A 21,460-nucleotide genomic window follows, 5' to 3' on the forward strand; every position below is an offset into this window, starting at 1 on the left:
GCCAGCGCCTTTTCTGTGGCAAACAACGGATTCAGTGTCAGTTTTGCTGTACTGTTTCTTGCACGTACGAACCCGGCCCCAAGATAGCACAATGCCCGGTAAAACCGGGCATTGTGCTTTAGATGGAGGCTTGCTTAGGCCAATTGCCCTTTGACCGATCGTGGGATCACCATCAGCATAGCGCGTTGACCAACCGCCACTTTGGCATTGGGGAAAATCAGCGCCTCCCCCTCTTGCTCGACCCGGTATTCGGTATCGCCATCAGTCGCCAGCAAAGTACCCACCGGATAAGTAGTAAAGTTTTCCACGTCATCAGCAAAGTGCAGTTTAAAATCCTGTGTTTGCTTATGGATCGAGCGGTACACCTCGTACAGATGAAAGTTGGCTTCATCAAAATCTTGGGTTTTAAGCGCTGCATCAGCCACTAAAGCACGCAAACTGGTGCGTACTTCGCTAAAACGGTTCATATCGTTTTGGCCAAAAGGCCGCACCTTGCCAAGCTCGATTGTAAAGGCATCGGCACCATGGGTATTGGAGGCATAATAACTAAAAGTTGAAGCTGCCGTTTGCATCAACAGCACAGTACTGACACCACAGGCCTGTAAAAACTCCAACTGATTTTTCTGCCATGGCTTGCCGTGCAAAAACGGATACACCGCAAATTTCTCAAAGCGTGAGCCACGAATGGCGGTATGCAAATCGTACAGATAACGCTTGCGCGTGCCGTTCGGTGCCTGCTGATAAAAACGCGTGACGTATTGCTCCAAAGCCAGTGCACGCTTGCGTTCATCGTTTATCAGGCCAGCACCTTTGCTGTGATGGCCGGAGAACAAGCGATTGAGGTTTTCTTCCACTTCGCGTTTGCCGCCATTGATAGCGGCTGGGTTGCCAATCAACACCAGAGTACGCTGCTTGGGTGCTAGTTTTTGTTGCAGTATGTCTTGTACCAGCTCGGCACAGATCTCGATAGGCGCCGTTTCATTGCCATGCACGCCACATGAGAGCACGATGTCTTTGTCACCGGCCGTAGCTGGCTCAAAACAAATCACGCCGGTATCCCATACCTGCACGGTTACGCCATTATCCAGACGAAATTCACAAGGGGAAAGCCCTGTTGGGTTGTTAAGGGTATGACGAAGAAAGTCATCGTTCGGGATTAACTGCTGGCTCATGCCTGCTACTCCTAGAAATCAAATCAGCGTTGCTATGGCGAGGTTTTCGCAAACCACTATACCAGCGGTAAATAAAAACAACAGAGTAAGTCGGCTAACTGCTGCTTGTTCCAGCAACTGAAGATGGCTCGCTGGGTCCACTAAAAAAATGCACTTGATTACGCCCACTTTGCTTAGCCTTGTACATCGCCTTATCCGCATCTGCCAACAACTGTTTCAATTCAAAGCCTGAATTATCACTGGACGTAACCCCAAAGCTAGCTGTTAACCGAAACTCATAACTGCTTGGTTTTGTATTGATTTCCTCAATGGCATCACGGCATATCTCTGCCAGCATCAGGGCTTTATCCGCATGGCAGCCAGGCAGCAGAATGGCGAACTCTTCGCCCCCCAGGCGGCCAAACACATCATCCAATCGCATAAAGTTGCGGCAAGTACGTACTACTTGCTGCAGTACCCAGTCACCGGTGGCATGGCCAAATTTGTCATTAATTTGTTTAAAATGATCAAGGTCAAATAGAATAACGCCTACCGTCATATCACGTTTTTTACAGTGCTGCAGTGCCCGCTCTGCCAGTTTGTTGAAGTGATAGCGATTGCTAATCCCTGTCAGCTCGTCGTTTTCGGCCATAAATTTAAAGCGATGACGCCCAACTAGGCCTCGGTAGGCAAAAATGCCCAGCACAAACAAAAGCAGCAAGAAAAAACCAAGCAATAAACGGGCATTTTGTGCTTCTTTATTCAACACCTGCTGCTCAAGATACAACAACTCATTATCTTTACTCAACAACTCTATCTGCTGATTTTTAGCCTGCATCACGGCTCTGGTTTCGTGAAAACTCCGAGTACGTTCAGATTGTGTATCTCTGTACTGCGATAGTGTCAGAAGGAGTTTTTTATGGTGATACAAGGCTGACTCAAAGTTCTCTTGCCGTTCATGAAGCTGAAATAAGACCTTGTTTGCAATAACATGAGACTCATAATATTTGCTTGCTTCTGTTCTTGTGGTTACCTGAAGCGCTGAAGCTTCAGCAGCATAAAAATCATTCAATAAAAAACTCAGTTGGGCTTTTAAGGCATGATAATAAGCAAAGAGTGCCTCGTAACTAACCTTTTCAAGTTTTTTAGAGTGTGCAATCAGTAATTCTTCGGCCAACTCTAAATCATTGAACTCTATCAAATATCGAATATAAAAATAATGCACCAAACTTTCAAAAACCAAATCACCTGCCTGCTGACAGCTTGCAACTGCTTCCGGGTACAAAAGCTCTATGTACTCAGCTTGCTGCAACCGGTAGTAAGATTCCATGATCAATTGTTGTGCCGCACATGCATCTCTGGCCTGATCGCTTTTTTGCAACGCAAGAGTCGAATAATAAAGCGACTCTTCATAGAGGCCAGATTGGTTGTACAGCAGTGAAACAACTCTCAGTGCATGTAATCTGGCAGTGGGATCTATAGCAGTAAGCGCATGCTGAGCAATATCATCAGCGAGTATAAAAGCTTCTGTGAATCGCCCTTGAATGGTTAAAATATTGAGCAATGTCGACTGCGCCCGAAGTGATAATCCCATATCCTCCGACTCATGCACAACAGATTGCAAGATACGCATCGATACATCAAAGTTACCAACAAAGCCTTGTTCATATCCATTGAGGTAATTCAGATAGATTTGCTGCTTTGTTGATAGAGTGTGTGACTCAGATTCAATATCTCGCAGAATACTTTGAAAGGTAGTAAAATCTGAACTTTTTATTGTATCCGCATGTTGCAACCTCTCGCTAATCATCATACCTCCAGCCAGTGCAAATGGCTGAAGGAACATCATCAAAATTACTGCAACAAAAAAATGAGCCGCCGTCTTACCCAGCATGCCGAAATCGATCATCAGCCCAAGCAAGTAAGGCTCTCTTCTCTTGCTCATCTTCCGTATCTTCTGGCTGCTCTTCATCATCCTTGTCAGGATCTTCCGCAGGGTGAAGCCCACAGATAACCTGCGTTCGCACTTGCAACAACAGGTTAAGCTCATCAACGTTACCAGTTCTCAATGCGTGCAGTGCCTCTGCAGGTACGTCAGCTTCGAGTTCATGACAAAACTCCGACCTATCTTGTTCAAAGGAAGTAGCCTGCCCCATTTTTTCCAGAAAATTTATAATTTTTGTCATTAAGTTATCACCTGTTAATCTTACACAACCCATAACAGCATTTATAGCAACCAGTTATGGTCATAACCGAAGCTTACAGTGCAAAGCATACCGCACATAATATCTATCTAAGCTTAACTTAAATCAAGTAGTAGCATAGGTTAATGTATCATTATTCTTAAACATCTTGTGTCTGGCTATCCTCCAGAGCTGCAAGTCGTTGTAGCATTTTGTGGTTTGGCCTCATAGCATTAGCCGGAGGAATAATTAGTGTAGTCTTTAAACTAATGTCAGAGTGTGGCAAGTCTTTTAGTGGCAATGTCTCGATTCGCACTTTTTGGATCGATAAGCAAATGGCTTCATACAAGATAACCTGGTGGTGCTGTGAGTAGTGAGCTTGCAGTGCTTCAACCAACAGAGCACGATAAGTTGAATCAGTCGAAAAACGTGCCAGACTTTTGTCCCCAGCAACCCCAACCTGCCACAATACCAGGTAAGCTGATGGGTTTATCGGACAATGGTAGAACATAAACTGGCTAGCTTCGTAATGCTGGCACCCATAAGTACCAGGGTCGATGCCAAGATCAGCATACAAACAATCTTCCGCTGATATGCCCGGCTCCATATGAGCCTGGTAGCCTTCAGCTCGCGCCGTAGCAATGGCTTTATGAGGTACCCAGGCAAAAACACCAGGATGGCCATAAAAAGCCCCAACCACCTTTTTACCCGCCCGAACTTCAGCCAAGATTACGGCAACCATTTCTTTATAACTCAGCAAGCGTGATTTCCCTTCCAGATAAAATGGTTGTAAGCTGCGCACATCCGAGTTCATGCTTTCAATCCATTGCTCAGTGATACCATCAGCGACCAGCACAAACACTACATCGGCTTGTTCAATATAATTACGACTTAAAGGACTGATGTGCGAGCCTAATGTCATACCAGTTCCCACACAAACCAAACTTCCCTGTTGCATCAACGCCTCCTGAGTAGTGTTATTGTTGCGATGATTTGTACCATATCTGTTTGTCACCCGCCTCAATACCCGACATTCGCTTCATATTTGCACGGCGTGCCATAGCAACTGCGGCACTATTGCCCCGCTGCACTTCCAGCCAAACAGTGCGCATAGAAAAAGTTCGAAAAAGTTGAGGTAACCAAGCTTGCAAAATCTCGCTGGCGATCCCTTGCCCCTGCGCATCATGCTGCAACACAATACCAAACTCAAGGCTGCGCGTCGTCCAATCAGCAGAGCTTAGACCAACTAAGCCCATAGTTTGCATACTAAGTTTATCTTCTACTACAAAAAACAACCGTGACCATATACGCGTAGAGTTCAAAGCTAAGGCATTTTGAAAGCTTTTGATTGCCTGGGCTTGTGATAATGGTGGCATGATATAACGCAACAGTTTTTCATCAGTGTACAGTCTGCTATACAGCGGCTGATCTTCGGATCTCAACAGCCGTATAGCCACTCTTGTTGCAGACAAAGACAGCTCAACCGGTTCTGGTACCCCTACCATAGCAATTAATGCTTTTTGCTAACACTGTGTCTGGCCGGTTTACGACCTGGTTTATGCTTGGTAGCAGGATCCAAGCCGGTATGCCGGGTCAGCGCTCGCTGCCCCGGCTTAGGCTTTGATGAATGTCTGGGTAATGGCTTGTCATCCGGCGGTACCAGGCAGTCTTTGCTGCGGCCAATCAGATGCTCCATCTTGTGCGCAATCAAGGCTTCGCGAATTTGCCCCCAACCAGCCGGATCGTGGTAACGCAGCAGCGCTTTATGCAAGCGCCGGTTGCGCTCGCCTTTAGGCACCGGCACATCGTCGGTGCTGGACTTGTGGATGTTCTTCAGCGAGTTCAAGCCCGTATAGTAAATGGTGGTGGCATTGGCCATTGGGCTGGGGTAAAAATTCTGCACCTGATCCAACTTAAAGCCACGCTGTTTTAGCCACAATGCCAGATTGATCATATCCAGATCAGTGGTGCCAGGGTGCGCCGAAATAAAGTATGGGATCAGGTACTGCTCTTTGCCTGCTTCTTTGCTGTATTGCTCGAACATGGCTTTGAACTTGTCGTACGCGCCCATGCCCGGCTTCATCATTTTCGACAAAGGCCCTTCTTCGGTATGCTCTGGTGCAATTTTTAAGTAGCCACCGACATGATGCTGCACCAGCTCTTTAACGTAATTCGGATCTTCCACCGCTAAATCGTAGCGTACACCGGATGCCACCAGCACTTTTTTAATGCCCGGCAAAGCCCGCGCTTCGCGGTACAGCTCTACCGTCGGGCTCTGATCGGTATCCATATGCTCACAAATGCTGGGATAGACGCAGGATGGTCGGCGACAGGTTTGCTCGGCCCGTGGGTTTTTACAGCGCAGCCGATACATATTAGCAGTTGGGCCGCCTAAATCCGATATCACGCCGGTAAAACCCGGTACCTTATCGCGAATTTGTTCCACTTCCCGCATAATGGACTCTTTTGAGCGGCTTTGAATCACCCGCCCCTCGTGTTCGGTAATGGAGCAGAAGCTGCAACCACCAAAGCAGCCACGCATGATATTGACCGAGGTTTTGATCATCTCATAGGCCGGTATTTTCGCCTTGCCGTAGCTTGGATGCGGCACCCGCTGGTAAGGCAAACCAAACACCAAATCCATTTCTTCGGTACTCAGCGGAAAAGCCGGCGGGTTAACCCAGATATGGCGATCGCCATGGCGCTGCATAATGGCCCGGGCGCAACCCGGGTTGGTTTCCTGATGCACGATGCGTGAGGCATGAGCATAGAGTGGCTTATTGACCGAGACCTGCTCAAAGGCAGGCAGCTTGACATAAGTAAGCTCCCACGGCTTTTGCTTGGCTGGTTGCACCACCACGGCTTTGGCCTCGACGGACTGTGGCTTGGTTAAGTCAATACCGGCTTTGGCAAATTCGGAGTAGCTGCTGCAACCAACATCATCGGCACCATAGGGGTTTGGGATGGGATCAATTTTGCCGATTTTATCCAGTGCAGTGGAATCAACGCCACGCCAGCCAGGCAGCGGCTCTTTACGAATGACAGCGGTACCACGCACATCCTGAATGCTGCTAACAGGCTCGCCAGCAGCAATCCGGCTGGCTACTTCAATCAAAGGGCGTTCGGCATTGCCATAAATCAGTAAGTCGGCTTTGGCATCGAACAACACCGAGCGACGTACTTTTTCCGACCAGTAATCGTAATGGGCAATACGCCGCAAGCTAGCCTCAATACCGCCAATGATCACTGGCACTTCTTTGTAGGCTTCTTTGCAGCGCTGCGAGTACACCAGCACCGCCCTATCGGGCCGCTTGCCGCCGACATCGCCAGGGGTATAAGCATCATCATGCCGGAGTTTTTTATCGGCGGTGTAACGGTTGATCATCGAGTCCATGTTGCCGGCGGAAACGCCAAAAAACAGATTGGGCTTACCGAGGCGCATAAAGTCGCTTTTGCTGTGCCAGTCTGGCTGAGCAATAATACCCACCCGAAACCCCTGTTGTTCCAGCATACGCCCGACCACCGCCATGCCAAAGCTGGGATGATCGACATAGGCATCGCCGACCACCAGAATAATATCGCAGCTGTCCCAACCCAGTTGCTCCATCTCTTTGCGTGTCATCGGCAAAAAGGGTGCTGTGCCATAACACTCCGCCCAATACTTCGGGTATGAAAACAGATCACGCTCTGGAGCCATGCGGGCTACCTGAGTGCGGGGGCGGAGTGAAGGAGCTGATTGCGACATGAAAACGGCCTGGTAAATTACAGGCCGTTAGTATAGCGGTTTAATGGCAGAACTTACAGCCTCAGCCGGTTAACTCCGCCGTGCTTTCCGGGCGGTAATACCGCAGTTTTAACTCCTCCAGCACACTGTAAGCAGCCGGTACCAGCAATAAAGTCAGTACGGTTGCTATCGACATACCAAAAATCACCGTAATGGCTAAAGAGGCGTTGCCATTGCCACCTGGCCCCGAATCGAAAGCGGCAGGGATCATGGCAAGGATCAGGGTAAGGGATGTCATCAGCACAGGCCGTAAACGCACCGGACAAGCCGCTCTAAGCGCCTCATTGATGCTCATGCTATGTGTTTCCCGGTATTGGTTGGTAAGGTCAATCAGCAAAATTGAGTTTTTGGTCACGACACCAATTAACAGCACCATCCCAATCATCGAATAAATATTCAGTGAATAACCGGTCAAACCCAAACCAAGAAAAGCTCCCATCACAGCCAAAGGCATCGCAGTCATAATAATCACCGGCTGCAAATAGGAATTAAACTGGCTGGCCAACACCATGTAGACCAGGACGATAGCAATCATAAAGACAAACAACATGGCATTGACGGTTCGCCCTAACTCTTCGGCCTGACCGGTCAATGCAATGCTGAACCCATTCGGCAATGTTGTCGCTGCCGTGGTATAGAGCTGCTCAATCGCATCCGATAACGGCATATCCGGGGCGATGTAAAAGGGCACTGCATACTGCAAGTTGTATCGGCTGATCACGGCAGGTGCATAGCTTTGTTCAAAATGCGCCACTGCATCCAATCGAACCCGCTGTCCCTCGCTGTTGCGCAGCCAAATCCGGCTTAAGTCCGCAGGGGTAGTAAATTGGTCATCGCGGCCTTTTAAACGGATGCGAAAACGCTCCCCACCACCAAAATCATCATCAAAGCGGGCAACATCAGCCCCACCAATGAAAATATTTACTGCCTGCACCACATCAGAAGTTTGTAACCCCATAAAGTGGGCTCGTTCCCGATCCACCCGCAATTGGAGCTGAGGCTGATTCTGGCGCAAATCCATATCAATGCGGCCAAGTCCTCGTTGCTGCAACGCCTCGAACAAGCGCTCGGATTGAATAGCTAACTGCTCCTGATTGGTAGAGCGCACATTGAATTGTAATGCTTCGCCACGCTGGCCACCAAACAAGCCCTGGGAAGACGTAAAAATCCGCACCCCGGTTACTTCTGCAAATGCCCGGTCCAGGCGTTGCATCACTTGTTGTTGGCTAACACTGCGCTGCTGCCAGGGCAAGAGCCTCACAAAAGCCGTCGCTTCATTGACACCGGCACTGCCGGTACCAATGGAAACAAAGTAATTATCCACCAAGGCTTCCTGCGTCAGAATGGCTTCCATTTCAGCGACTTTCTCATCCATATAATGGATAGAAACGCCTAAAGGAGCCCGCATGGTTACCACAAACTGGCCTTCATCTTCTTCCGGAGCAAACTCTGCTGGCAATTGCATACCCAGCCATAAGCTGGCCAGTATGGCAAGGCCGGACAGGGTAATCACTTTGCTTCTATGGGCCAGCCCCCAGATAAGGATGCGTTGGTAATGATTATCCAGCCACTGAAACGCAGCTTCTAAACGATGGTAGGCTTTGCCATGTACTTTGGGGAGTGATAAAAAGCGAGCGCACAGCATCGGAATTAAGCTAAGGGCAATGAAAGTAGATACCGCTACGCCAAACACCACCACCACGGCAAATGATTCAAAGAAACGCCCGATAATGCCTTCCATGAAAATGACCGAGCCAAAAATAGCAATAAGCGACAACGAGGATGCAATCACCGCAGTAAAGACCTCATTGGCACCAATACCAGCTGCAGCAACCGCATCCGTCTCCCCCTGCTCGCGGTGTCGCCAGATATTTTCCAGCACTACAATGGCATCATCCACCACCAGACCAATCAATAGCAGGATAGCCAGCATGGTCATCGAATTCAGGGTGTAACCCGCAAAATACATCACCGCAGTTACTGCCAGTAAAGAGACCGGAATGGCGACGATAATGATCAGTGTTGAACGCAGGTTTTTTAGGAATAACCACATAACCAAACCTGCCAACACTACGGCCAGCAATAAGGTTCTCTCCAGATTGTCAATCATGCTTTTAATGAAAGTAGACTGATCCGAGGTCACAGCCAGTTCGATCCCGGCCGGCAATGACGGCCTGATCTCTTCTGCCAATCGCCGCTCAACCTCCTGCACCACCTCCAGGGTATTAGCGCCTGCAACTTTAATAATTCCAAGCCCGACGCTCTCCTGGCCATTGAAGCGAGCCAGCCGCCGAAAATCGGTCAGACCATCTATCACCGTACTGATATCCTGCAAGCGGACCAAGCGTTCACCACTGCGGCGGATAATCAGCTCGTTAAGCGCATCAACATTGTGGTACTCCAAATCCAGCCGTAACATCCGTTCCTGACGGCCACCAACCAGAAAGCCCCCACTCGCCAACACATGCTCGTTGTTTATCGCCGAACGCACATCGGCAACAGTAACGCCTTCACGACTCATCGCATCAGCATCCAGTTCAACCCGGATCCGACGATTACGGCTGCCGCCAAGGCGAATTTCACCGACACCGTTGATTTGCTCAAGCTGAGGTCTGAGTGTTGTGCGGGCATACTCCGTCAATTGTTGAATGGTACGATCGCCTTTGACAATAAGCCACAGAACAGGCTGCGAGTCCGCCTCTACTTTCTTAATAACAGGCGAGTCGGCATCATTGGGCAAGCTGCCAACCACTTCACTGACCCGGGTTTGTACTTCAGAAAATGCGACATCTATGTCCTGCCCCATCATAAAAGTAATATTGACCGTCGAACTTCCAGGTGCGGAGACTGAGCTTATATTATCGATGCCTGGCACCGTATTGACAGCCCGCTCAATGAATTGAGTCACATTGGCATCCACCGTATCCGGATCGGCTCCAGATAAGGAGGTACTGACCGAGATCACCGGGAAGTCAACATTCGGTACCCGATCATTACCAATATCCTGGTAAGCAATCAGGCCAAACAACACCAGCACAGCGCTCATCATCACCGCCATGACATGTCGGCGAATAAAAAACTGAGGTAGGGACATATTAGCGCCCTCCCTGAATACGCACCTCGGCATCATGCGTCAGATAGGCACTTCCATCCACCACCACGCGCTCACCGGCACTGACACCAGACAAAACTTCCACGCGATCTGCTGAACGCTGACCAAGCTCGACCCGACGCTCTTCAACCTTGCCGTAATCCTCATGGCCAGGTAGAACATACACCACGGTCCGCCCTGGCCTGTCGACGACACTGACGGATGGAACCTGAAGAGCATTCGATCGCTGCGCTACTTCAACCAGACCTTCCAGCATGGTCCCGGATGGCCAGGATGATGGGGGAATAAACTCGACCACAGCCGTAACACCCATACCATCCTCGACCGATGGGCGCAAACGGGTTACCTTGCCATCAATCCAGTAATCATCGCTGCCTAAGCGGCGTAACTTCACTCGCATGCCCGTTTCAAGACGACCACCAACACGCTCAGGAAAGGGCAACGACACTCTGGCACTGCTTTGCGGGATCATCCGAAAAGCACGGTCACCGGCACTGACAAAATCGCCTTCGGAAATATGGCGCTCATCAATACGCCCGGCAATAGGCGCCTGAATACGGGTGTGAGCGACCTTCCGCTGTGCCGCTTCCCGCCGGCTTTCGGCCGCTTTCAGCTCCTGACGTGCGGTATACAAGTCTGCCCGGGCAGACTCCAAGTCCATTTGGCTAACGTACTGCCCACCGCCTACCATTTCCAGACGGTTGAGGTCTCGGGCAAACTGCTCTGCACGTGTTTTCAGAGCTGCTTCATCTGCCTGAGCAGCTGCTAACGCTAGGGTATAGGAGCTATCATCCAATCGGGCAAGAATGGCCCCTTCTTCCACTTCATCACCAATATCATGCAGCACTTCAACCACACGACCATCCACCTCGGGTGATACCTGCGGGCTGGAAAAAGCCTCGCTGCGCGCCATGGAGCGCTCTGTTTCTACCACCGTTGTGATGTGCACAGGTTGTACTCTCACAGGTGTACCCTGCTGAGCTTTGGCTTCATCACTATTAATGGGTGAACAGGCGATGGTAGATAAACCAAGAAAAACAGCTGAAGAAATCAAAAAAAACCGATGACTACTTGTCTGCATGCATACAACTCCATATCAACTCAGTGCACAACGTTATGCCAATCAAGCTGAGCCCAAGCTGAACTCAGTGAAAATAGTACATCAGATAACAAGTTAGCACCACGAAAACGCTGTCATAAATCAATCTTGGCAGCTCAGTTAGCACAGTAAACTTGAATTAACCTGTACAAAAAGTATACTATAGGTTCAAGCAAAGTCGTTCTCAGGAGGTTTATCATGGCAACGGTGGAAAGTACCAACCCGGTCGCGTTCGAAGCCAGTCAATTGCTAGGTAACACCCGGCCTGAGCGCTCGGCAACCGCAGAGCAACCTGCCAATCAGCCTGACCTTAGGGCGAATGATACCGCCAATACCAACAACGATGTTTCTTCGGTCGATATCAGCCAAGAAGCCAGAGCCGCATTTGAACAGGACAATGCTGACTTTCAACAAGCTCTGCAGGATTTTCGCAACCAAAGTGCACAACAACCGGCACAACTGGTGGCTAGCTTGTTTGATGATGCTGCCGGCAGCGGCAATCAATCCCTGACCGATGCTCTGGCCCGATTAAACAGTCTGGCCGAGCGTTTGAATGACAACCGGCAAGCGCAACTCAGTGAGCCAGTGGAGCGTGCTGTTGCAGCCGAGCCTGAAGTAGCCCCGGCGACAGAAAGTGATGCACCTGACACAACAACTGCCGCCGTGCAAGAACAAACACCGACCACAGAAGCTGAGCCTGAAGCCCTTGCTCTAAGCCAGCGTAACCCATTGGATGAAACCGGCCTGAGCCAGGGTTAAGTCTAATCGTATTTTTGTTTAATCTTTTCAAGCTGCTGGAAAAACTCATCCAGCAGCTTTTCACTGTCGGCATTGCTGTGCCAGGTATTGTGAAAACCTAACGTTAGTTGCACCCGACTGTTGTCGAAAAACAGTTCGTAACCATCAAAACCAGAGGATACCTGCACGCCATCCAGCAAATACCCCTGACCCCATTCAGTTTCAGTAGCCGAACCATGCTTTTCAATTTTGCTGTAAACATCCATCAGGAATTTACTGTTTATTTTGTGTTCCATCGGCAACTCCAATAGTGACAACTTTTTTCTTTGGCAAAGATACGAGCAAGTCGTTCAACCAGTTTTCCTGTATTTGAACCTGAGTGCAGTTCTGGGTATAGTGCCTGCAAACCTACAAATCAATGGAACATACCATGACAAAAAAAACAACCAAACCTATGCTGCTTTCAGCTGCAGCTCTTGCCGTATCCTTTGCAACCCAGGCTAACATTGTTGCACCAGCGCCCTTGGTCTCCATTCCAACCCACGATGCTTTTTTTGATCATCTGCGCGCTCACTGCGGTAAAGCCTATGAAGGTCAGGTAACAGTTAACAATCCGGCATCATCTGGGTTTGAGGGCCGTTTAATCATGCATGTCCGGGTCTGTGAAGACAATCAGTTGCAGATCCCTTTTCATGTCGGTGATAACCACTCCCGGACATGGATTTTAACCAAGACCGGCTCTGGCATCAGCTTAAAGCATGATCATCGCTTAGAAGATGGTAGCAATGACCCTATGACCATGTACGGTGGCCATACGGTGGATGCAGGCTTTGATCGGGTGCAATCCTTCCCGGTCGACCAATATTCGATTGAAGAATTTGTTAAAGCCGGCATACCCGCATCCAACACCAACATCTGGCAAATGTACATTTACCCGGAGCAATTTACCTACCGCCTGATCCGTGAGGGCCGCGAGTTCCGTGTTGACTTCGACTTAACCAAGCCAGTGGATCTGCCACCAACGCCATGGGGCTACCAGTAAAACGCCCAGAGCCAGCAACTCAGTCTGAGTTGTTGGCGCCTTTGTCCCGTTCAGGTTAGTATAGCTTTGCAGTACACCCATTATAATTACAACGAACTTCACTGGAGTCCATTTATGAAACCTACGCATTGGTTTTCAGGAACCCTGGCAGCCAGTTGCTGCCTTGCACTAAGTGGCTGTGGTCAACCAGCCCTGCAATCCGACGTCGCAGCAGCCGACGACACCCCCTGGTATCAGCAAGATACCGACATGAATCCTCGCCTGGCTGAGTACATCAAAACCCTGGCCTCTAATGAGTTTCAGGGACGTGCCCCGGCCACTGCCGGCGAAACTAAAACCGTTGCCTATCTGGAAGAACATTTTCGCCGGATTGGTTTAAAACCGATAGATGGCGACAGCTACAAACAACCTGTCTCGCTGGTGCAGATTGATCCGGTACAAGTAAGCGGTATGACCTTAAGCGGCGCCCTGGATACTACCCTGGCCTACCGGGATGATATGATGGCCTGGACCACCCGGGTGGTGGATGGTGTCGAACTGAAGGACAGCGAGCTGGTGTTTGTTGGCTATGGTATCGTCGCACCAGAATACAACTGGAACGATTACGAAGGCCTGGATGTCGCAGGCAAAACCGTGGTGATGTTTGTCAATGATCCGGGCTACGCCACCCAAAACCCGGAGCTGTTTAATGGCAATGCCATGACCTACTACGGCCGCTGGACCTACAAATTCGAAGAAGCGGCCCGTCAGGGCGCGGCCGGGGCTTTGATTATTCATGAAACCGAACCGGCCAGTTATGGCTGGGGCGTTGTGGCGCATGGTTCCCCAATCAAGTTTGATTTGATCAGCGAAAACAAAAACATGGACCGCTCGCAAATCGAAGGCTGGATCACTGCCGAAACCGCAGGCCGTTTATTTGCCGCCAACAATACCGATATTGAGGCCTTACGGGCTCAGGCTTTATCAGGCGAATTTAAGCCGGTACCGCTGAATACCACAGCGTCCATTTCGGTGAAAAACAATCTGCGGGAGCTGACTTCCAGCAATGTGGTTGGTTTCATTGAAGGCAGTACCTACCCGGATGAAACCATTGTCTATATGGCGCACTGGGATCACCTTGGCATGGACTTCTCCAACCCAAGCAACCCTGTGTTTAATGGTGCCCAGGACAACGCCAGTGGCACAGGCGCCGTGATGGCCCTGGCCGAGTACTTTGTACAGCAGCCACAACCTGAACGCAGTATTGCTTTTGTATTGGTCACAGCTGAAGAACGGGGCTTGCTGGGCTCTGCCTGGTATGCTGAGCACCCGGTATTCCCACTGGAAACCACCGTTGCCGCCATCAATATGGATGTGATGAATGTGTATGGCCCGATGAAAGACATGGTCATCGTCGGTTTGGGTAACACCGATCTGGAAGAAATTCTGGTGAAGTACACCGAGCAACAAGGCCGTTATGCCGTGCCAGAGCCAAATCCGGAAGCTGGTATTGCCTACCGCTCTGATCACTTCAGCCTGTCGAAGAAGGGGGTGCCTATTCTGTATGCCAAAGGTGGCAATGACCACTACCAGCACGGCGCAGAATGGGGTGCGGCACAGCGTGCGGAATTCAACCGCTGCTGCTACCACAAAGTCACCGACGAGTGGAGCGATGACTTTGACCTGCGCGGCGCCCAGCAGGACATGTTCCTGTACTTCCGGGTTGGTAATGAACTGGCCAACAGCCGCCTGTGGCCGAACTGGTACCAGGGCAATGAGTTCCGTGCCATCCGCGATGCCAGTGCCGCTTCACGTCAATAAAAAGCGATAAACCAAGGGCAATGCTTCATTGCCCTTTTTATTTAGGAGCTAATCATGACAACCCAGTATTCGATAGGTTTGCTCTGCGTGTTCGCCTTAACCGCCTGCCAACCCGCATCACACAGCCAGCAGACTACAGCCACAGACACCAGCAGTGATGAGATAGAATTGTTTGAAAGCAACTTCAATCCAAATTTCCGAGAGTACTTTCGCACACTGGCCTCCGACCAATTTATGGGCCGGGCACCCGCTACCAAAGGTGAAGAAATTACAGTTGCCTATATTGAACAACAGTTTAAGAGCTTTGGTTTAAAGCCGGCTAATCAGGGCAGTTACCGTCAGCCCGTACCGGTCACACAAATTGACCCGGTTCAGGTTTCCTCATTGCGCTTTGCCGGCAACAATGCGCCAGCCGATTATGTCTACAGACAGGATATGATGGCCTGGAGCAGCCAGATGCTAAATGAAATCAATGTTGAAGCGAGTGACATTGTATTTGTTGGCTACGGCATTGTTGCGCCGGAATACAACTGGAACGACTACGAAGGGCTGGATGTCACAGGTAAAACTGTGGTGATGTTTGTCAATGATCCTGGCTATGCGACCCAGAACCCGGAGTTGTTCAATGGCAATGCCATGACCTACTATGGTCGCTGGACTTACAAGTATGAAGAGGCAGCGCGCCAGGGTGCCGCTATGGCTTTAATTGTGCATGAAACCGCCCCTGCCAGTTACGGCTGGCACGTAGTAGCAGGCACCAGCCCAATTCGCTTTGAGCTGGCAAATGAAAACAAAAACATGCACCGGGCTAAAGTTGAAGGCTGGCTATCACAACAGGGAGCAGAGCGTTTATTTGCAGCTGCAGGCCTTGATTTAGAAGCATTACGCCAACAAGCACTGTCAGGTTCCTTCCAGCCAATCCCTCTTGAGATACAAGCATCCATCAACATAAAAAACAACTTGCGCACTTTGCAGTCCGACAATGTCATCGGCTACATTGAAGGCAGCACTTACCCTGAAGAAACCGTCATTTACATGGCACACTGGGATCATTTCGGCATGGATTTCAGCTTGCCGGATAATCAGGTCTTTAATGGTGCTCAGGATAATGCCGGAGGTGTTGCGGCCTTACTGGCGATAGCTGAGCGAATGGCGCAAGAGCCAGCCCCACAGCGCTCGGTGGTATTTATGTCCTGGGCGGTTGAAGAGCGTGGCTTACTGGGCTCGGCCTGGTATGCAGCAAACCCACTGTTTCCGCTTGAAACCACTGTAGCCGGTGTCAATATGGACGTCATCAACGTGCATGGACCGATGAAAGATGTGATGGTCGTTGGGCATAACAGTTCTGAGCTGGAACCTATGCTAGAACACTACAGCAAACTGCAACACCGTTACATTGTACCAGAACCAACCCCCGAAGATGGCTTTTACTATCGCTCCGACCATTTCAGTTTAGCCAAGGTGGGAGTGCCCATGCTGTATGCCCGCGGTGGCATTGACCATATTGAACATGGAAAGGCATGGGGTCTGGAACAGCGACACATCTACAACAGCCAGCATTATCATAAAGTCACTGATGAATTCGATGAGAACTGGGACTTACGTGGTGCCGCGCAGGATATGTATTTGTTCTATCATATCGGCAACGATCTGGCCAACAGCCGTCAGTGGCCAAACTGGTACCAGGGCAATGAGTTCCGTGCTATCCGCGATGCCAGCGCCAGGGTACGTCAGTAATGCTAAGTATGTAAGGGCAATGTGAGATTGCTCTTACCTCTTACTGCCATTGCAGGCTTCGAAACATGAAAAAATCAATCACTATCTTGCTCAAGGAGCAAACCATATCGCGCATAAATTTCAGTCACCTCTCCCCTGTCTTTTAAAACCTGTATGATTTCGTCAATCTTCGGAAAAAAAGCCATACGAGCTGATTTTCGCGGTATAGAAAAGCAACGGTAATTCTTATAACTTTCTTGATAGGTTGCAGGAATTAGGCTTTCATGCTGCTGAAATAGCTCAAGACCATGTATTTGGGAGCTAATTGCAATATCTATTCGCTTCAACCGCAACATTTCAATCAATTGCCCCACATCTGTCACTGTATAGACGGTCATATCGTCCAATGCGTTATTGAACTGCTCGCTGTAATAACTGCCTCGCAAAGCACCAATCTGTAATTTCTTAATATCATCAAAACTGAAAAAATCCCTTTCATCTTCTCGGTGCTTAAAGTACGCAATTGTTCTTATTTCATAACCAAATACAAAGCTCTTTAAAACTTGATCTCTTTCGGCAAAACATGAATGAACTGGTACTAAATCAACTGAACCCTCTTCCGCACTTTGCATTGTTCTGGCCCAGGGGACAAGTCGCCAAATAATCCGGTGCTGAGGACCTAGCATAGAAATTACAAGCTCCAGCATATCTGCGCCAGGCCCGCTACATGTACCATTTTCCCAGTAGATGTAAGGTAATCTTTGACGACAATCAGCTTGCCAATGGACGATATCTGCTTTTGCTGAGAACGTTAAGAGTAATGCTGCAAAAAAAATAAAAGGCATAAACGCCTCCCAGAATCAGGCCGCACTAAACACCTTCCAATCATACCGCGTCTGACCACGGTGCAAGCGGCCTTGCTGACCAAGTAACGCTAGCTCTTTACTCCTTACTGGGTTTAAAATAAATATTGCAATCGTGCAGCCAGCGCTTTGCCGCTATCTTCCGTCCCAACCAATGCCTGCTGCCCAGGGCCAGATACTTCGCTGTAGATTATGTTCGCCATTAAACGAACTCGCGTATTAAAATAGTAGTTCGTGCCAATTGTATAGGTAGTAACATCGGTTCCTTGATTTTCAGAACTGGCATTGAAGCGACTAAGGCGAGTTACAAATTCCCAGCTGTTGGCGATATTTCGCGGTTGACCAAAAACTGCACTGCCGGTTGAATAGGGTCGAACCTCACCTGATGGGAAATAACTAAGTGTCAGGTAAAAACCATCGACATCGGATTTATTCAACGGATCAGAAGCAAGCATCGTTTTAAGTTCACGCCGGGCATACTCCATTTCAAGCAGGATATTTTGCTTTTGATAGGCAACCTCAATACCACTCTGGTGCAAGCTATCTAAGGCTGCAGTCGTACCACCAGCACTGTAATTTACCAAACCAATGGGAGTTTTTCTGACTTCCCCTCTTGCTAGCCTGGGACTTAAGGTGTTCCCCCCCATATCTCTGCGAGAATGCCATGCACCAAGATGTAATACATGCTGATCAACCAGTTGGGACCAGGTCAAACGGCCGGTATAAGCAAGAGTTAAGCGCCCATTACTGTTCTCTCCACTCGCACCAAAAGCATCATTTTTATGAACTCCAAGAGCCCACCGTAAACCTGTATGTTCATGGTATTGATATGCTGAAGCTCCCCAACGAAAGTAAGGAGAAAAACTATCAGCCAAATGACTGCGCTCAATCAAACTTAAATTATTGCTACTCGTAAGCGCATTAAGTGAAATATCTTCCCGTAATTTACCAAATTGCACCCGAACACCATTACCAAAACCTGCATAGCGGATCCGAGCCATCACGATGTGATCATTCCCCTCTGCAAAATCCAGTAATATGGTGTGATCCCAGTCACCAACAGTGGAGTTTACTCCTAAGCGCACTCTGCGGGCGAATAAATCGCTGCCGCTTGTGCCATTTTCTGCTGCATTATAAGCGCCATCAAACAGGTTGTAATCCAGTTGAATACGGCCATCGAATCTCAAGGGCAGTGCCGGCTTGCTTTTTTCAAGCGCATCAACTTTGGCGCTAAGCTCATCAATTTGTTTTTGTAAATCTGAGTCTTGCGCTTCTTCGGCATGCACCTCCGTCACAACACAACTGCAAAGAAGAAAACCTGTTATTACAAATCTTAGGGTCATCGTGGCTACCTCATTCAATGTTTAAGCTATGCCGGAATTACTCTTTATTTGCAAAGTGTTATTGCCACCACCTTTATTATGATCTTGACTTACAAAACAGAAAAACCTTTCAATTAAAACTTTTTCAAAGCTAGTTGATAAAAGTAATTGTGTCTAGAAAAAGCCCCTTATTTGTATGAATCCTTTGAAAAGACATCAAATTCCATCGCGCCAAGCTACAGATGTGCTATACCAAATAAGAGTGTATCGCTAGCCATCAATGAGCCCAGTTTGTTCTGGCAGGAGAGCCCATGTTCCAGCGTCTAAGAATGACAAGTCGTCTTGTATTAGTTTTTAGTGTACCGTTGTCACTCTGCTTACTCATCGCTGCTGTTGTCGTTATTCAACAAGTTAGCAGTCGTGTTGTTAAACTTGGAGAGACGGCTGCTGCGCAGGCAGCACAAAGTAACGCCGATTTAGTCGGGAGCTGGATTAACTCCAGAATGGAGGTCGTTCGTACCCTCACTGAAACCAATACTTTCACGTCAGGTGATCCAGAAGCAATCACAGCGTTATTGCAACACTTTATGCGCAATCATAGTGAGTTTGAGGTGATGTTCTATGCCGACTCACAAGGAGAAGCTTACTATCACAATCTGGATCGTCGAAATCGGGCGGATCGAAGTTATTTTAATGAGATTGTTATTCAAAACAGTCGCACCTCGGTTGTATCAAACCCAACCTACTCCGGAACAACAGGCAACGCCATCACACTATTAGTTCATGCTGTTAAGAATGACAATGGTCGAGTAATTGGCTTACTGGCCGCGACACTCACGTTAGATACGTTAACACAATTAGTGGATGATATTTCTAGTGAACAAGCGATTGCCTGGCTAGTAGACTCTCAGGGTATTTATGTAGCACATCCAGAGCCGAGCTTACGCATGGAGAAAAACGCACTGGAATCAACTAATGCAGAGTATTCTGCTATGTCACGGCGTATGATCTCTGGTGAAACTGGCCTGGCAGATATTTTCCTGGATAATAACCGACGCTATATGGTTGCATACCATCCGGTGGTAAATACCCCTGGATGGTCGCTGGCCGTTGCACTCCCCTACGACCATGTCATGGCAACGGCTGTGAGTTTAAGAAACTCCCTGCTAATGGCATTTAGCCTGATTTTAATCATACTTGTCGGGATAGTCATTCTGGTAGCCAAAATGATTGTCAAGCTAGTGAATACCACAGGTTCCGCCTTAGACAGGATTGCCGCAGGTGATGGAGATCTGACCCAACGCTTAAGCGAAGAACGACATGACGAGTTTGGTGATCTTGCCCGTAGTTTCAATCACTTCGTTAGTGGCGTTCATGGATTGGTTCAGCAGGTCGCTGGTGCCGCTGTCCAACTGGCGGCTGCTTCTGAGCAACTTGCTGTATCGAGTCGGGAAGCAAGTGAACAGGTCAGTCAACAGCAACACGAAACTGATCAAGTCGCAACCGCAATGACTCAGATGGCAGCCTCAGTGCTTGAAGTTGCGGGAAATGCAGCTCAGGCAGCAACAGCCGCTGAGCAGTCAAGTCTATCGGTTGAACAAGGAGATAAAGTTGTTCAAAGGACAGCATCTGAGGTATCCATTTTAGCTGGCGAAGTTCAAAAAGCAGTTGATGTAATGCAACGATTGCAAAAAGATGCCGAGTCAATTGGTGCAATGCTGGAAGTCATTCGTGCAATTGCTGATCAAACCAACCTTCTGGCTTTAAATGCGGCAATTGAAGCCGCTCGCGCCGGCGAGCATGGCAGAGGCTTTGCTGTGGTTGCTGATGAAGTCAGGGCATTGGCAACTCGCACCCAAGCATCAACTGAAGATATCCGCAACATTATTGAAAAACTGCAAGCCGTTTCGCAAGATGCTGTCAATGTAATGGATGGTAGCTATACCAAAGCGAATGAAGTCCTTGACTGGTCTAGCCAGGCGTCAGAAATGCTCAAACAGATCACAGAGTCCATCATGACGATTAATGATATGAATATGCAAATTGCTACAGCTACTGAAGAACAATCTGCTGTTGCAGAAGACGTTAATCAATCACTGATTCGAATTAGTACAGGTGTTGAACAGTTGTCAACCGGATCAGCCCACATCGCGGGAGGCAGTGATGAGCTGGCTCGGTTAGCCACAGAATTGCAACAGCGTGTTGCCCGCTTTAAAGTCTAGACTAGTCCACTGTTTTTATAACAAAAAAAGCACCCGAAGGTGCTTTTTTTAAGACGGATGGCAACTTACGCAGCCAAACCTTCTTTTGCTTTGTTGACCAAAGCGGTGAATGCCGCCTTGTCGTACACAGCGATATCCGCCAGGATCTTACGGTCGATTTCCACAGAGGCTTTTTTCAGGCCTGCAATGAAGCGGCTGTAAGACAGACCGTTCTGACGAGAAGCCGCATTGATACGGGCAATCCACAGTTGACGGAACTGACGCTTACGCTGGCGACGGTCACGGTAGGCGTATTGGCCTGCCTTAATTACCGCCTGGAAAGCAACACGATAAACACGACTGCGGGCACCGTAGTAACCTTTGGCCTGGTTTAACACCTTCTTGTGACGCGCGCGCGCCGTTACACCACGTTTTACTCTTGGCATGTC

The 21,460-nt window shown here is 48.9% G+C and carries 17 protein-coding genes; 5 read left to right on the plus strand and 12 right to left on the minus strand.

The genetic code is table 11. The features are described 5' to 3' along the window. Positions 1–134: 134 nt before the first annotated feature. The 8 genes from astE to QWF21_RS05945 all read right to left on the minus strand — a co-directional run bounded on the left by astE (position 135) and on the right by QWF21_RS05945 (position 11,311). On the minus strand, positions 135–1,172 hold the full coding sequence (astE, locus tag QWF21_RS05910; protein ID WP_330087125.1) for a succinylglutamate desuccinylase: 1,038 nt from the start codon (positions 1,170–1,172) through the stop codon (positions 135–137). A 94-nt stretch (positions 1,173–1,266) separates the two neighbouring features. Then, complete coding sequence (locus tag QWF21_RS05915; RefSeq protein ID WP_330087126.1) at positions 1,267–3,096, minus strand: GGDEF domain-containing protein; 1,830 nt, start codon at positions 3,094–3,096, stop codon at positions 1,267–1,269. Continuing rightward, positions 3,035–3,337, minus strand: a complete 303-nt coding sequence (locus QWF21_RS05920; protein ID WP_330087127.1) for a hypothetical protein — start codon at positions 3,335–3,337, stop codon at positions 3,035–3,037. The genes QWF21_RS05915 and QWF21_RS05920 overlap by 62 nt, the downstream gene beginning before the upstream one ends. Positions 3,338–3,494: 157 nt before the next feature. Next, positions 3,495–4,292, minus strand: a complete 798-nt coding sequence (locus tag QWF21_RS05925; RefSeq protein ID WP_330087128.1) for an SAM-dependent methyltransferase — start codon at positions 4,290–4,292, stop codon at positions 3,495–3,497. 19 nt (positions 4,293–4,311) lie between these two features. After that, positions 4,312–4,839, minus strand: a complete 528-nt coding sequence (locus tag QWF21_RS05930; RefSeq protein ID WP_330087129.1) for a GNAT family N-acetyltransferase — start codon at positions 4,837–4,839, stop codon at positions 4,312–4,314. Positions 4,840–4,844: 5 nt separating this feature from the next. Beyond that, positions 4,845–7,031, minus strand: coding sequence for a YgiQ family radical SAM protein (locus QWF21_RS05935; protein ID WP_330087196.1), 2,187 nt, complete (start codon positions 7,029–7,031; stop codon positions 4,845–4,847). A gap of 109 nt (positions 7,032–7,140) precedes the next feature. Continuing rightward, a complete protein-coding gene (locus QWF21_RS05940; RefSeq protein ID WP_330087130.1) occupies positions 7,141–10,212 on the minus strand; it encodes an efflux RND transporter permease subunit in 3,072 nt (1,023 codons plus the stop codon). Position 10,213: 1 nt separating this feature from the next. Beyond that, positions 10,214–11,311, minus strand: coding sequence for an efflux RND transporter periplasmic adaptor subunit (locus tag QWF21_RS05945; RefSeq protein ID WP_330087131.1), 1,098 nt, complete (start codon positions 11,309–11,311; stop codon positions 10,214–10,216). Between the two features lie 216 nt (positions 11,312–11,527). Between QWF21_RS05945 and QWF21_RS05950 the strand changes: the two genes are divergently transcribed. Beyond that, positions 11,528–12,088, plus strand: coding sequence for a hypothetical protein (locus QWF21_RS05950; protein WP_330087132.1), 561 nt, complete (start codon positions 11,528–11,530; stop codon positions 12,086–12,088). A 2-nt stretch (positions 12,089–12,090) separates the two neighbouring features. Here QWF21_RS05950 and QWF21_RS05955 read toward each other — a convergent pair whose 3' ends face one another. Then, complete coding sequence (locus QWF21_RS05955; RefSeq protein WP_330087133.1) at positions 12,091–12,363, minus strand: DUF3081 family protein; 273 nt, start codon at positions 12,361–12,363, stop codon at positions 12,091–12,093. 158 nt (positions 12,364–12,521) lie between these two features. Between QWF21_RS05955 and QWF21_RS05960 the strand changes: the two genes are divergently transcribed. From QWF21_RS05960 to QWF21_RS05970, 3 genes are all read left to right on the plus strand, one after another. Next, on the plus strand, positions 12,522–13,109 hold the full coding sequence (locus QWF21_RS05960; protein WP_407935266.1) for a hypothetical protein: 588 nt from the start codon (positions 12,522–12,524) through the stop codon (positions 13,107–13,109). A 114-nt stretch (positions 13,110–13,223) separates the two neighbouring features. Next, positions 13,224–14,909 carry a M28 family metallopeptidase gene (locus tag QWF21_RS05965; RefSeq protein ID WP_330087135.1) on the plus strand — a complete coding sequence of 562 codons (1,686 nt, stop codon included), beginning with the start codon at positions 13,224–13,226 and terminating at the stop codon, positions 14,907–14,909. A gap of 54 nt (positions 14,910–14,963) precedes the next feature. Continuing rightward, a complete protein-coding gene (locus QWF21_RS05970; RefSeq protein ID WP_330087136.1) occupies positions 14,964–16,646 on the plus strand; it encodes a M28 family metallopeptidase in 1,683 nt (560 codons plus the stop codon). 74 nt (positions 16,647–16,720) lie between these two features. Here QWF21_RS05970 and QWF21_RS05975 read toward each other — a convergent pair whose 3' ends face one another. Beyond that, on the minus strand, positions 16,721–17,470 hold the full coding sequence (locus QWF21_RS05975) for a substrate-binding periplasmic protein (RefSeq protein WP_330087137.1): 750 nt from the start codon (positions 17,468–17,470) through the stop codon (positions 16,721–16,723). A 113-nt stretch (positions 17,471–17,583) separates the two neighbouring features. Beyond that, positions 17,584–18,831 (minus strand): OprO/OprP family phosphate-selective porin, encoded by a 1,248-nt coding sequence (locus QWF21_RS05980; RefSeq protein WP_330087138.1) that lies wholly within the window; start codon positions 18,829–18,831, stop codon positions 17,584–17,586. 290 nt (positions 18,832–19,121) lie between these two features. Here QWF21_RS05980 and QWF21_RS05985 point away from each other — a divergent pair, with 290 nt between their 5' ends. Then, positions 19,122–21,032 carry a methyl-accepting chemotaxis protein gene (locus QWF21_RS05985; RefSeq protein ID WP_330087139.1) on the plus strand — a complete coding sequence of 637 codons (1,911 nt, stop codon included), beginning with the start codon at positions 19,122–19,124 and terminating at the stop codon, positions 21,030–21,032. Between the two features lie 65 nt (positions 21,033–21,097). Here QWF21_RS05985 and rplT read toward each other — a convergent pair whose 3' ends face one another. Then, positions 21,098–21,457 (minus strand): 50S ribosomal protein L20, encoded by a 360-nt coding sequence (rplT, locus tag QWF21_RS05990; RefSeq protein ID WP_091340064.1) that lies wholly within the window; start codon positions 21,455–21,457, stop codon positions 21,098–21,100. Positions 21,458–21,460 lie beyond the last annotated feature (3 nt).

The sequence above is a fragment of the Alkalimonas mucilaginosa genome, assembly GCF_036327005.1.
Taxonomy (GTDB): domain Bacteria; phylum Pseudomonadota; class Gammaproteobacteria; order Enterobacterales; family Alteromonadaceae; genus Alkalimonas; species Alkalimonas mucilaginosa.

Coding starts and splice junctions, on each gene's coding strand:
- QWF21_RS05935 (WP_330087196.1), bottom strand. CDS start 7,031: ATGGCTCCAGAGCGTGATCTGTTTTCATACCCGAAGTATTGGGCGGAG.
- QWF21_RS05915 (WP_330087126.1), bottom strand. CDS start 3,096: ATGAGCAAGAGAAGAGAGCCTTACTTGCTTGGGCTGATGATCGATTTC.
- QWF21_RS05985 (WP_330087139.1), top strand. CDS start 19,122: ATGTTCCAGCGTCTAAGAATGACAAGTCGTCTTGTATTAGTTTTTAGT.
- QWF21_RS05950 (WP_330087132.1), top strand. CDS start 11,528: ATGGCAACGGTGGAAAGTACCAACCCGGTCGCGTTCGAAGCCAGTCAA.
- QWF21_RS05930 (WP_330087129.1), bottom strand. CDS start 4,839: ATGGTAGGGGTACCAGAACCGGTTGAGCTGTCTTTGTCTGCAACAAGA.
- QWF21_RS05925 (WP_330087128.1), bottom strand. CDS start 4,292: ATGCAACAGGGAAGTTTGGTTTGTGTGGGAACTGGTATGACATTAGGC.
- QWF21_RS05965 (WP_330087135.1), top strand. CDS start 13,224: ATGAAACCTACGCATTGGTTTTCAGGAACCCTGGCAGCCAGTTGCTGC.
- QWF21_RS05920 (WP_330087127.1), bottom strand. CDS start 3,337: ATGACAAAAATTATAAATTTTCTGGAAAAAATGGGGCAGGCTACTTCC.
- QWF21_RS05980 (WP_330087138.1), bottom strand. CDS start 18,831: ATGACCCTAAGATTTGTAATAACAGGTTTTCTTCTTTGCAGTTGTGTT.
- QWF21_RS05945 (WP_330087131.1), bottom strand. CDS start 11,311: ATGCAGACAAGTAGTCATCGGTTTTTTTTGATTTCTTCAGCTGTTTTT.
- QWF21_RS05970 (WP_330087136.1), top strand. CDS start 14,964: ATGACAACCCAGTATTCGATAGGTTTGCTCTGCGTGTTCGCCTTAACC.
- astE (WP_330087125.1), bottom strand. CDS start 1,172: ATGAGCCAGCAGTTAATCCCGAACGATGACTTTCTTCGTCATACCCTT.
- QWF21_RS05960 (WP_407935266.1), top strand. CDS start 12,522: ATGCTGCTTTCAGCTGCAGCTCTTGCCGTATCCTTTGCAACCCAGGCT.
- QWF21_RS05955 (WP_330087133.1), bottom strand. CDS start 12,363: ATGGAACACAAAATAAACAGTAAATTCCTGATGGATGTTTACAGCAAA.
- QWF21_RS05940 (WP_330087130.1), bottom strand. CDS start 10,212: ATGTCCCTACCTCAGTTTTTTATTCGCCGACATGTCATGGCGGTGATG.
- QWF21_RS05975 (WP_330087137.1), bottom strand. CDS start 17,470: ATGCCTTTTATTTTTTTTGCAGCATTACTCTTAACGTTCTCAGCAAAA.
- rplT (WP_091340064.1), bottom strand. CDS start 21,457: ATGCCAAGAGTAAAACGTGGTGTAACGGCGCGCGCGCGTCACAAGAAG.